This window comes from Streptococcus sp. 959 (assembly GCF_013277075.1).
Lineage (GTDB): Bacteria > Bacillota > Bacilli > Lactobacillales > Streptococcaceae > Streptococcus > Streptococcus pseudopneumoniae_C.
The window spans coordinates 116,570-129,293 of the sequence record NZ_VMMF01000016.1 but is presented as its reverse complement, the minus strand read 5'-3'; the positions used below and the strand labels follow the sequence as shown (position 1 = coordinate 129,293).

11 protein-coding genes and 1 pseudogene are annotated in these 12,724 nt (G+C 39.2%); all 12 read left to right on the top strand.

Translation table 11 applies throughout. The features are described from left to right. Positions 1-45: 45 nt before the first annotated feature. A complete protein-coding gene (locus tag HT717_RS05730; RefSeq protein WP_000941421.1) occupies positions 46-915 on the top strand; it encodes a branched-chain amino acid ABC transporter permease in 870 nt (289 codons plus the stop codon). 3 nt (positions 916-918) lie between these two features. Next, positions 919-1,875: a branched-chain amino acid ABC transporter permease gene (locus HT717_RS05725; protein WP_049541221.1), complete on the top strand. Its 957-nt coding sequence runs from the start codon at positions 919-921 to the stop codon at positions 1,873-1,875. Beyond that, positions 1,875-2,639 (top strand): ABC transporter ATP-binding protein, encoded by a 765-nt coding sequence (locus tag HT717_RS05720; RefSeq protein ID WP_001185995.1) that lies wholly within the window; start codon positions 1,875-1,877, stop codon positions 2,637-2,639. The genes HT717_RS05725 and HT717_RS05720 overlap by 1 nt, the downstream gene beginning before the upstream one ends. Beyond that, a complete protein-coding gene (locus HT717_RS05715) occupies positions 2,639-3,349 on the top strand; it encodes an ABC transporter ATP-binding protein (protein WP_049541223.1) in 711 nt (236 codons plus the stop codon). Before HT717_RS05720 ends, HT717_RS05715 begins: the two co-directional genes overlap by 1 nt. Positions 3,350-3,654: 305 nt before the next feature. Beyond that, positions 3,655-4,311 (top strand): CBS domain-containing protein, encoded by a 657-nt coding sequence (locus HT717_RS05710; RefSeq protein ID WP_049541225.1) that lies wholly within the window; start codon positions 3,655-3,657, stop codon positions 4,309-4,311. Positions 4,312-4,418: 107 nt separating this feature from the next. Continuing rightward, positions 4,419-5,514, top strand: a protein-coding gene (gene prfB / locus HT717_RS05705) for a peptide chain release factor 2 (protein WP_142358595.1) whose coding sequence is annotated in 2 segments (ribosomal slippage) — positions 4,419-4,490 and positions 4,492-5,514 — 1,095 coding nt in all. Because the reading frame shifts where the segments join, the coding sequence is not laid out codon by codon here. A 17-nt stretch (positions 5,515-5,531) separates the two neighbouring features. Further along, a complete protein-coding gene (ftsE, locus tag HT717_RS05700) occupies positions 5,532-6,224 on the top strand; it encodes a cell division ATP-binding protein FtsE (RefSeq protein ID WP_020900165.1) in 693 nt (230 codons plus the stop codon). Then, positions 6,217-7,143: a permease-like cell division protein FtsX gene (gene ftsX, locus HT717_RS05695; RefSeq protein WP_020900166.1), complete on the top strand. Its 927-nt coding sequence runs from the start codon at positions 6,217-6,219 to the stop codon at positions 7,141-7,143. The genes ftsE and ftsX overlap by 8 nt, the downstream gene beginning before the upstream one ends. 185 nt (positions 7,144-7,328) lie before the next feature. After that, positions 7,329-9,509, top strand: a complete 2,181-nt coding sequence (locus tag HT717_RS05690; RefSeq protein ID WP_173304673.1) for a PTS transporter subunit IIBC — start codon at positions 7,329-7,331, stop codon at positions 9,507-9,509. 51 nt (positions 9,510-9,560) lie between these two features. Beyond that, positions 9,561-10,376: an endonuclease/exonuclease/phosphatase family protein gene (locus HT717_RS05685; RefSeq protein ID WP_173304667.1), complete on the top strand. Its 816-nt coding sequence runs from the start codon at positions 9,561-9,563 to the stop codon at positions 10,374-10,376. 246 nt (positions 10,377-10,622) lie between these two features. Continuing rightward, entirely contained in the window at positions 10,623-11,966 is a 1,344-nt protein-coding gene (locus HT717_RS05680) for a DEAD/DEAH box helicase (protein ID WP_049541229.1), read from the top strand. A 322-nt stretch (positions 11,967-12,288) separates the two neighbouring features. Further along, positions 12,289-12,366: pseudogene (locus tag HT717_RS05675) on the top strand (IS200/IS605 family transposase); the annotation flags it as partial. Positions 12,367-12,724: the final 358 nt, after the last annotated feature.

The window sequence follows — 12,724 nt, the reverse complement described above, 5'->3', positions numbered from 1 at the left end:
AGTGAGGGAAAACCCTCGAAATTATAAATAGAAAGAGTGAATCTTATGCTCCAACAACTAGTAAATGGTTTGATTCTAGGTAGTGTTTATGCGCTGTTAGCCCTAGGATATACCATGGTTTACGGAATTATCAAGCTCATCAACTTCGCCCACGGTGATATTTATATGATGGGAGCCTTTATCGGTTATTTCTTGATTAATTCTTTCCAAATGAATTTCTTTGTAGCGCTTATTGTAGCTATGCTTGCGACAGCCATTCTTGGTGTCGTGATTGAGTTTCTTGCTTACCGACCTTTGCGTCACTCTACTCGTATTGCTGTTTTGATTACAGCTATTGGGGTTTCCTTCTTATTGGAGTATGGGATGGTCTATCTGGTTGGTGCCAATACTCGTGCCTTCCCTCAAGCGATTCAAACAGTTCGCTATGATTTGGGGCCAATTAGCTTAACGAATGTACAGTTAATGATTTTGGCGATTTCCTTGATTTTGATGATTTTGTTACAAGTTATTGTTCAAAAGACCAAGATGGGGAAAGCCATGCGTGCTGTATCTGTAGATAGCGATGCAGCGCAATTGATGGGGATCAATGTAAACCGTACTATCAGCTTTACCTTCGCTTTGGGTTCAGCTCTTGCAGGTGCGGCAGGTGTTCTGATTGCCCTCTATTATAACTCTCTTGAGCCTTTGATGGGGGTTACTCCAGGTCTTAAATCTTTCGTTGCCGCAGTACTTGGTGGTATCGGAATTATTCCTGGTGCGGCGCTTGGTGGATTTGTAATTGGTCTATTGGAAACCTTTGCGACAGCCTTTGGGATGTCAGATTTCCGTGATGCCATTGTTTATGGAATCTTGTTGCTGATCTTGATTGTCCGTCCAGCAGGTATCCTTGGTAAGAATGTGAAAGAGAAGGTGTAAACGATGAAGGAAAATTTAAAAGTTAATATTCTATGGTTACTCCTTTTGTTAGCTGGCTATGGCTTGATTAGTGTACTGGTTTCAGTTGGAGTGCTCAATCTATTCTATGTACAGATTTTACAACAAATCGGAATTAATATTATTCTGGCTGTTGGTCTCAACTTAATCGTTGGTTTTTCAGGACAATTTTCACTTGGGCATGCTGGTTTCATGGCGATTGGTGCCTACGCAGCAGCTATTATTGGTTCTAAATCACCAACCTACGGTGCCTTCTTTGGAGCCATGCTGGTAGGGGCTTTGCTTTCAGGAGCAGTTGCCTTACTTGTCGGAATTCCAACCTTACGTTTGAAGGGCGACTATCTTGCGGTAGCAACTCTAGGTGTTTCTGAAATTATCCGTATCTTTATCATCAATGGCGGAAGCCTTACAAATGGTGCGGCAGGTATCTTGGGAATTCCTAACTTTACAACTTGGCCAATGGTTTACTTATTTGTCGTAATTACAACCATTGCAACCTTGAACTTCTTGCGTAGTCCAATTGGTCGTTCAACCCTCTCTGTTCGTGAGGATGAAATCGCTGCTGAGTCAGTTGGGGTTAATACGACTAAAATTAAAATTATCGCTTTTGTCTTTGGTGCTATTACTGCAAGTATTGCAGGATCACTTCAGGCAGGATTTATCGGTTCAGTTGTACCGAAAGATTACACTTTCATCAACTCAATCAACGTTTTGATTATTGTTGTCTTTGGTGGACTTGGTTCAATTACAGGTGCCATTGTTTCAGCTATTGTTTTGGGAATTTTGAATATGCTTCTCCAAGATGTTGCTAGTGTGCGTATGATTATTTACGCTTTGGCTTTGGTATTGGTAATGATTTTCAGACCAGGTGGACTCCTTGGTACATGGGAATTGAGCCTATCACGTTTCTTTAAAAAATCTAAGAAGGAGGAACAAAACTAATGGCATTACTTGAAGTAAAACAGTTAACCAAACATTTTGGCGGTCTAACAGCTGTTGGAGATGTGACTCTTGAATTGAACGAAGGGGAATTGGTTGGACTAATCGGTCCAAACGGAGCTGGGAAAACCACTCTTTTCAACCTCTTGACTGGTGTTTATGAACCAAGTGAGGGAACAGTAACACTAGATGGTCACCTTTTGAATGGGAAGGCACCTTATAAAATTGCTTCTTTGGGCCTTGGACGTACTTTCCAAAACATCCGTCTCTTTAAAGATTTAACCGTTTTGGATAATGTCTTGATTGCCTTTGGCAACCATCACAAGCAACATGTTTTTGCTAGTTTTTTACGCTTACCAGCTTTTTATAAGAGTGAAAAAGAATTAAAGGCTAAGGCTTTGGAATTGTTGAAAATCTTTGATTTAGATGGTGATGCAGAAACTCTTGCTAAAAACCTTGCCTACGGACAGCAACGTCGTTTGGAAATTGTTCGTGCCCTCGCTACGGAACCTAAAATTCTCTTTTTGGATGAACCAGCCGCAGGTATGAACCCGCAGGAAACTGCTGAATTGACTGAGTTAATTCGTCGTATCAAAGATGAATTTAAGATTACGATTATGCTGATTGAACACGATATGAATCTGGTCATGGAAGTAACAGAACGCATCTACGTACTTGAATACGGTCGTTTGATTGCTCAGGGAACTCCGGACGAAATTAAGACCAATAAACGCGTTATCGAAGCTTATCTAGGAGGTGAAGCCTAATGTCTATGTTAAAAGTTGATAATCTTTCTGTGCATTACGGCATGATCCAAGCAGTCCGTGATGTAAGCTTTGAAGTTAATGAAGGAGAAGTCGTTTCCCTTATCGGTGCCAATGGTGCTGGTAAGACAACTATTCTCCGTACCTTGTCAGGTCTAGTTCGACCAAGCTCAGGAAAGATTGAATTTTTAGGTCAAGAAATCCAAAAAATGCCAGCTCAGAAAATCGTGGCAGGTGGTCTTTCACAAGTACCAGAAGGACGCCACGTCTTCCCTGGTTTGACTGTTATGGAAAATCTAGAAATGGGAGCTTTCTTAAAGAAAAATCGTGAAGAAAATCAAGCTAATTTAAAGAAAGTTTTCTCACGCTTCCCACGTCTTGAAGAACGGAAGAACCAAGATGCGGCCACTCTTTCAGGAGGGGAACAACAAATGCTTGCCATGGGACGTGCTCTTATGTCAACACCAAAACTTCTTCTTTTAGATGAACCATCAATGGGACTTGCCCCAATCTTTATCCAAGAGATTTTTGATATCATTCAAGATATCCAGAATCAAGGAACAACCGTCCTCTTGATTGAACAAAATGCCAATAAGGCACTGGCAATCTCTGACCGAGGTTATGTATTGGAAACAGGAAAAATCGTTCTATCAGGAACAGGAAAAGAACTCGCCTCATCAGAAGAAGTCAGAAAAGCATATCTGGGTGGCTAAAAAGGTCTGGGGGACCTTTTTAGTCGGTAGATGAAGATTGCGAAGCAATCATCAGAATCCAGTGGATTGTTTTAGTCGGTGGATGAGGATTACGAAGTAATTCTCATCTGTACTGGAAGGTTAGCTTCTAATCATTGAAACAAAACATAATGAGGGTGTCTATCCTTCATTCACAGAGCTCGATTTTAGAGCTCTTTTTGCTAGCTTATTCATACTTTTCTGAATTTTGAAAAAGAAATGTAAGCGTTTGATAGATTTACAAAAAGATTGTATAATAGGGATAAGAATAGAAAAGGAGAAGTCTCATGGCAGTTAAAGATTTTATGACCCGCAAGGTAGTTTATATTAGTCCAGATACAACAGTATCTCATGCAGCAGATTTGATGAGAGAGCAAGGATTACACCGCTTGCCTGTTATCGAAAATGATCAATTGGTTGGTTTGGTGACAGAGGGAACAATTGCCCAAGCAAGTCCATCAAAAGCAACAAGTCTTTCTATCTATGAGATGAACTATCTTCTAAATAAGACAAAAGTAAAAGATGTTATGATTCGCGATGTTGTCACTGTTTCAGGCTATGCTAGTCTAGAGGATGCAACTTATTTGATGTTGAAAAACAAGATTGGTATTCTTCCAGTCGTAGATAACCATCAAGTATACGGAGTTATTACTGACCGTGACGTTTTCCAAGCCTTTCTTGAAATTTCTGGTTATGGTGAAGAAGGAATTCGTGTGCGCTTTGTTACAGAAGATGAAGTTGGTGTACTCGGAAAGATTGTTTCTTTGATTGTAGAAGAAAATTTGAATATCTCACATACAGTAAATATTCCGCGTAAGGATGGTAAGGTGATTATCGAAGTTCAAATTGATGGATCAATTGATTTACCAGCCTTGAAAGAAAAATTTGAATCAGAGAATATTCAAGTAGAAGAAATCACTCGTACTTCAGCAAAAGTCTTGTAAGAAGGGAAGCCGAAAGGCTTCTTTTTACGTGTAATAAGGAATTAGAGCAAAAGATGGAAAGAAATGATAAAATATGCTATAATGAAATGATGTAAAAAGGAGTATTTATGGACATTTCAGTAATTCGTCAGAAAATTGACGCAAATCGTGAAAAATTAGCTTCTTTCAGGGGGTCTCTTTGACCTCGAAGGTTTAGAGGAAGAGATTGCCATCTTGGAAAACAAGATGACAGAACCTGATTTTTGGAACGATAATATCGCGGCCCAAAAAACGTCGCAAGAATTAAATGAATTAAAAAACACCTATAACACCTTCCACAAAATGGAAGAGTTGCAGGATGAAGTCGAAATTTTATTAGACTTTTTAGCTGAAGATGAGTCGGTTCATGAAGAATTGGTAACGCAGTTATCCGAACTTGATAAGATGATGACCAGTTACGAGATGACCTTGCTCTTGTCAGAACCTTATGACCATAATAATGCGATTTTGGAAATCCATCCAGGATCCGGTGGTACTGAGGCTCAGGACTGGGGTGATATGTTGCTTCGTATGTACACTCGCTATGGAAATGCTAAAGGCTTTAAAGTGGAAGTATTGGATTACCAAGCAGGAGATGAAGCTGGTATCAAGTCAGTAACCTTATCTTTTGAAGGACCTAATGCCTATGGTCTTCTCAAGTCAGAAATGGGTGTACACCGTTTGGTACGAATTTCACCATTTGACTCTGCTAAACGTCGCCACACCTCTTTCACATCTGTAGAAGTGATGCCAGAATTGGATGATACTATTGAAGTAGAAATCCGTGAAGATGATATCAAGATGGATACTTTCCGTTCAGGTGGTGCTGGTGGACAAAACGTCAACAAGGTTTCCACAGGTGTGCGTTTGACACACATTCCTACAGGAACTGTCGTTCAGTCAACAGTCGATCGTACCCAGTATGGAAATAGAGATCGTGCCATGAAGATGTTGCAGGCTAAGCTCTATCAAATGGAACAAGAAAAGAAAGCTGCGGAAGTTGATTCCCTCAAGGGTGAAAAAAAAGAAATCACATGGGGAAGCCAAATCCGTTCTTATGTCTTCACACCTTATACTATGGTAAAAGATCACAGAACTAGCTTTGAGGTTGCTCAGGTAGATAAGGTTATGGATGGGGACCTAGATGGTTTTATCGATGCCTATCTCAAGTGGAGAATTAGCTAAGATAGAAAGGAACTCACATGTCAATTATTGAAATGAGAGATGTCGTCAAAAAATACGACAATGGAACGACTGCTCTACGAGGTGTTTCGGTCAGCGTTGACCCAGGAGAATTTGCTTACATCGTAGGACCTTCAGGAGCAGGGAAGTCAACCTTTATTCGTTCTCTATATCGTGAAGTAAAAATTGATAAAGGAAGCCTAACAGTTGCAGGTTTTAATCTGGTAAAAATTAAGAAGAAAGATATTCCTCTACTTCGTCGTAGTGTTGGAGTAGTCTTCCAGGACTATAAACTCTTACCTAAGAAAACTGTCTACGAAAATATTGCTTATGCTATGGAAGTAATCGGGGAAAATCGTCGTAATATCAAAAAACGTGTGATGGAAGTTTTGGACTTGGTTGGGTTGAAGCACAAGGTTCGTTCTTTCCCAAATGAGCTCTCAGGTGGAGAACAACAGCGAATTGCGATTGCGCGTGCTATTGTAAACAATCCCAAAGTATTGATAGCCGATGAACCAACAGGAAACTTGGATCCGGATAATTCATGGGAAATTATGAATCTTTTGGAACGGATTAACCTACAAGGGACAACTATTTTAATGGCGACTCATAATAGCCAGATTGTAAATACCTTGCGCCACCGTGTCATTGCCATTGAAAATGGACGTGTCGTTCGTGACGAATCAAAAGGAGAGTATGGATACGATGATTAGTAGATTTTTTCGCCATTTATTTGAATCACTAAAAAGTTTGAAACGAAATGGTTGGATGACAGTGGCTGCTGTCAGCTCAGTCATGATTACTTTGACCTTGGTTGCCATATTTGCTTCTGTTATTTTCAATACAGCGAAACTAGCTACAGATATTGAAAATAATGTCCGAGTAATGGTATACATTCGTAAGGACGTAGCCGATAATAGTGAAACCATTGAAAAAGAAGGTCAAACTGTTACAAATAATGACTACCACAAGGTATATAATGCCTTGAAGGGCATGTCTACGGTTAAGAGTGTTACCTTTTCAAGTAAAGAAGAACAATATGAAAAATTAACTGAGACAATGGGGGACAACTGGAAAATCTTTGAAGGTGACGCTAATCCTCTCTATGATGCCTATATCGTTGATACAAATACCCCGAGTGATGTTCAAAAAGTAGCTGAAGAAGCTAAGAAAATTGAAGGGGTGTCAGAAGTACAAGATGGTGGTGCAAACACCCAACGTCTGTTCCAACTTGCTTCCTTCATTCGTGTTTGGGGATTAGTCATAGCAGGCCTCTTGATTTTCATTGCAGTTTTCTTAATTTCTAATACTATTCGTATTACAATTATTTCTCGCAGTCGCGAAATTCAAATTATGCGCTTGGTTGGTGCTAAGAACAGCTATATCCGTGGCCCTTTCTTACTTGAAGGTGCCTTCATTGGTTTGCTTGGAGCAACTGCGCCATCAGTGTTGGTCTTTATTGTTTATCGAATGGTTTATCAATCGGTCAATAAGTCATTAGTAGGTCAAAATCTTTCGATGATTTCACCAGAATTATTCAGTCCACTGATGATTGCCCTTTTGTTTGTTATTGGAATTTTTATTGGTTCAATTGGATCAGGAATTTCAATGCGCCGATTCCTGAAAATCTAAAACAGAATATAAGTATATTTGAGGAGATTTTAATATCTCCTCTTTTACTACAAAAATTTTAGAAAAAAGTGTACTTTTTTTTATAAAAGCCTTTACAAAAAAAATTAAAGTGGTATAATTAATACATAGTTAAGTGCAAACGTTTTCGTAAAACGTTTGCCTAAATAAAAATAAAGGAGATTTGAATGATGAAAGATACATTCAAAAATGTCTTGTCTTTCGAGTTTTGGCAAAAATTCGGTAAGGCTTTGATGGTGGTTATCGCCGTTATGCCGGCTGCTGGTTTGATGATTTCAATCGGTAAGTCGCTTGTGATGATTAACCCTAACTTTGCTCCACTCGTTATTACTGGTGGTGTACTAGAGCAAATCGGTTGGGGAGTTATCGGTAACCTTCACATTTTGTTTGCCCTAGCAATTGGAGGAAGCTGGGCTAAAGAACGTGCTGGTGGTGCTTTTGCCGCTGGTCTTGCCTTCATCTTGATTAACCGTATCACTGGTACAATCTTTGGTGTATCAGGAGACATGTTGAAAAATCCAGATGCTATGGTAACAACTCTCTTTGGTGGATCAATCAAAGTTGCTGACTACTTCGTTAGCGTTATGGAAGCACCTGCCTTAAACATGGGTGTATTCGTAGGGATTATCTCTGGTTTTGTAGGGGCAACTGCTTACAACAAATACTACAACTTCCGTAAACTTCCTGATGCACTTTCATTCTTCAACGGGAAACGTTTCGTACCATTTGTAGTTATTCTTCGTTCAGCAATCGCTGCAATTCTACTTGCTGCCTTTTGGCCAGTAGTTCAAACTGGTATCAATAGCTTTGGTATCTGGATTGCAAACTCACAAGAAACTGCTCCAATCCTTGCACCATTCTTGTATGGTACTTTGGAACGTTTGCTCTTGCCATTTGGTCTTCACCACATGTTGACAATCCCAATGAACTATACAGCTCTTGGTGGTACTTATGAGATTTTGACAGGTGCAGCTAAAGGCACTCAAGTATTTGGTCAAGACCCACTATGGCTTGCATGGGTAACAGACCTTGTTAACCTTAAAGGTACAGATGCAAGTCACTACCAACAATTGTTAGATACTGTTCACCCAGCTCGTTTCAAAGTTGGACAAATGATCGGTTCATTCGGTATCTTGATGGGTGTGATCGTGGCTATCTATCGTAATGTCGATGCTGATAAGAAACATCAATATAAAGGTATGATGATTGCGACAGCTCTTGCAACATTCTTGACAGGGGTTACTGAACCAATCGAATACATGTTCATGTTTGTAGCAACACCTATGTACCTTGTTTACTCACTTGTTCAAGGTGCTGCCTTCGCTATGGCTGACGTAGTAAACCTACGTATGCACTCATTCGGTTCAATCGAGTTCTTAACTCGTACACCTATTGCAATCAGTGCTGGTATCGGTATGGATATCGTTAACTTCGTTTGGGTAACTGTTCTCTTTGCCGTAATCATGTACTTTATCGCAAACTTCATGATTCAAAAATTCAACTACGCAACTCCAGGACGTAACGGTAACTACGAAACTGCTGAAGGTTCAGAAGAAGCTAGCAGCGAAGTGAAAGTTGCAGCAGGTTCTCAAGCTGTAAACATTATCAACCTTCTTGGTGGACGCGCAAACATCGTTGATGTTGATGCATGTATGACTCGTCTTCGTGTTACTGTTAAGGATGCAGATAGAGTCGGTGATGCAGAACAATGGAAAGCAGAAGGAGCTATGGGTCTTGTCATGAAAGGACAAGGTGTTCAAGCTATCTACGGACCAAAAGCTGACGTATTGAAATCTGATATCCAAGATATCCTTGATTCAGGTGAAATCATTCCTGAAACTCTTCCAAGTCAAATGACAGAAGCACAACAAAACACTGTTCACTTTAAAGGTCTTACTGAGGAAGTTTACTCAGTAGCAGACGGTCAAGTTCTTGCTTTGGAACAAGTAAAAGATCCAGTATTTGCTCAAAAAATGATGGGTGACGGATTTGCTGTAGAACCTGCAAATGGAAACATTGTATCTCCAGTTTCAGGGATTGTATCAAGCATCTTCCCTACAAAACATGCTCTTGGTCTTGTGACTGAAGCAGGTCTTGAAGTATTGGTTCACATTGGTTTGGACACAGTAAGTCTTGAAGGAAAACCATTTACAGTTCATGTAGCTGAAGGACAAAAAGTTGCAGCAGGTGATCTTCTTGTTACAGCTGACTTGGATGCTATCCGGGCAGCAGGTCGTGAAACATCAACAGTGGTTGTCTTCACAAATGCTGAAGCTATTAAATCAGTTAAATTAGAACAAACAGGTTCTCTTGCAGCTAAAACAGCAGTTGCTAAAGTAGAATTGTAATATACTTGAGGTTGGAAGCTGTTTTCCAACCTCTTGTTTTAGGAGAAAAGCATGAAATTTTTAACACTCAATACTCATAGCTGGATGGAAAAAGAAGCTGAGGAAAAATTCCAACTCTTGCTTGAAGATATTCTTGATAAAGATTATGATTTGATTTGTTTCCAAGAAATCAATCAGGAAATCACTTCGCCAGAGGTGAAGGTTAATGACCTTTATCAAGCTTTGCCAGCAGCAGAGCCTATTCACAAAGACCACTATGTTAGACTCTTGGTTGAAAAGTTGTCAGAGCAAGGGAAGAATTACTATTGGACTTGGGCCTATAACCATATTGGATATGAGCGCTACCATGAAGGTGTGGCTATCTTGTCTAAAACACCTATTGAAGCAAGAGAAATTTTGGTTTCAGATGTGGATTATCCAACAGATTATCATACTCGTCGAGTTGCCTTGGCTGAAACTGTAGTCGATGGTAAGGAGCTTGCAGTTGCAAGTGTCCACCTTTCTTGGTGGGATAAAGGTTTCCAAGAAGAATGGGCACGATTTGAGGCTGTATTGAAAGAATTGAACAAGCCACTTTTGCTAGCTGGAGATTTCAACAACCCAGCTGGTCAGGAAGGCTACCAAGCTATTTTAGCTAGTCCATTAGGCTTACAAGATGCCTTTGAAGTCGCTAAAGAGAAAATCGGTAGCTATACCGTTCCACCAGAAATTGATGGCTGGAAAGGGAACACTGAACCCCTTCGAATCGATTATGTCTTTACTACCAAGGAGCTAGAGGTAGAAAATTTACATGTCGTATTTGATGGTAACAAGAGTCCACAAGTCAGTGACCACTATGGCTTGAGTGCTATTTTAAACTGGAAATAATAACTAATACTCTTCGAAAATCAAATTCAAACCACGTCAACGTCGCCTTGCCGTACTCAAGTACAGCCTGCGGCTAGTTTCCTAGTTTGCTCTTTGATTTTCATTGAGTATGAAAAGAGGTTGGAATCATGAAATTCCAGCCTTTTTCTGACTAGAGAAGCTACTGGAAATAGTCTAAATAAGTGAGACTACTGAAATGGAATAAAATGTGGTATAATTGATAAGATAGATAGAATCGAGGATATTATGTCATTTACGAAATTTCAATTTAAAAACTATATTAGAGAAGCCCTGAAGGAGTTAAAATTTACAACTCCAACAGAGGTGCAAGATAAGTTGATTCCTATTGTTTTGGCAGGTCGTGACCTAGTCGGTGAATCAAAAACAGGTTCAGGTAAGACTCACACTTTCCTATTACCGATTTTCCAGCAATTAGATGAAGCTAGCGATAGTGTACAAGCAGTGATTACTGCACCGAGTCGTGAGTTAGCTACTCAAATTTATCAAGCAGCCCGTCAGATTGCTGACCACTCAGAAGTGGAAGTTCGTGTGGTTAATTATGTAGGTGGTACGGATAAGGCTCGCCAGATTGAGAAATTGGCAAGCAATCAGCCTCATATTGTTATTGGAACACCAGGCCGTATCTACGACTTGGTTAAGTCTGGTGACCTAGCTATTCACAAGGCTAAGACCTTTGTGGTCGATGAGGCAGACATGACCTTGGATATGGGATTCTTGGAAACTGTTGATAAGATTGCTGGCAGCCTTCCAAAAGATCTGCAATTCATGGTATTCTCAGCGACTATTCCACAAAAACTGCAACCATTCTTGAAAAAATACTTATCAAATCCTGTTATGGAGAAAATTAAGACCAAAACGGTCATTTCTGACACCATTGATAATTGGTTGATTTCGACCAAAGGTCGCGACAAAAATGCTCAAATTTATCAGTTGACTCAGTTGATGCAGCCTTATTTGGCAATGATTTTTGTTAACACCAAAACGCGTGCTGATGAATTGCATTCATATCTGACTGCTCAAGGATTGAAGGTGGCAAAAATCCATGGGGATATTGCCCCTCGTGAGCGCAAGCGAATCATGAATCAGGTTAAAAATCTGGATTTTGAGTACATTGTTGCAACAGACTTGGCAGCGCGTGGGATTGACATTGAAGGTGTCAGCCATGTCATCAATGATGCCATTCCGCAAGACTTATCCTTCTTCGTTCACCGTGTTGGTCGTACTGGACGAAATGGCTTACCAGGTACAGCTATTACCCTTTATCAGCCAAGTGATGACTCGGATATCCGTGAGTTGGAGAAATTGGGAATCAAGTTTACTCCTAAGATGGTCAAAGACGGAGAATTTCAAGATACCTATGACCGAGATCGTCGTGCTAATCGTGAGAAGAAGCAAGATAAGCTTGATATTGAAATGATTGGTTTGGTCAAAAAGAAAAAGAAAAAAGTCAAACCGGGTTATAAGAAGAAAATTCAATGGGCGGTTGATGAAAAACGCCGTAAAACTAAGCGTGCTGAAAATCGTGCTCGCGGTCGTGCGGAGCGTAAAGCAAAACGCCAAACATTTTAAAATAGGTTGAGAAAAATTCAATTTTAGTAAAAAACGGAAAAAATCTTTCCACAATAAAACGTATAATATCAAGATTTTAGCACATCTGATATTATGCGTTTTTCTGCTTTTAAAGACTTTTTCCTCAGTCACATGCGTCGAAGGTTATATAGTAGATTGGAACTAGAATAGTACGTTACAACTGCTAAAAATATTTCTAGAAATTAATTTGACTTTCCTAATCCATTTGTTCACCTCTTATTTCAATCTACTATAGCAAAAAAACTCCAAACGCGATACAATAAAGGTGTTCAAGCCAATTGTAAAGTGAAAGGAGAAAAATATGGCGCAAAAGGCTCATAGTTTATTACACACAAAGTATCACTTTGTGTTCACCCCTAAGTATAGACGAAATGTTATCTAAAATTAATATCAAAGTAGTTTATCACATTCGAATCACAAAAAATTTTAAAAAATGGCAATATTTGTTAACAAGAATTTTGTCGTTTGTTATAATGTAGTTGTAAATGATTAAGATTGGTAATCAAAAAATAAAGAGGGAAATGTCATGAATAAGAAATATAATATAGTTCTATTATTGTTGTTTATAGTTTATTTATTTGGATATTTTTCAATTTCAAAAACGTTAATTCCTATAATGTGTGTGATCCAAGTATTTTTGATAGAACATATATTTAGAGTTCGTAATAGTATTATGCAAATAGGTGAAATTATAATTGTTGTTGCTTCTATAATATTATTTATTGATAGTATATTGA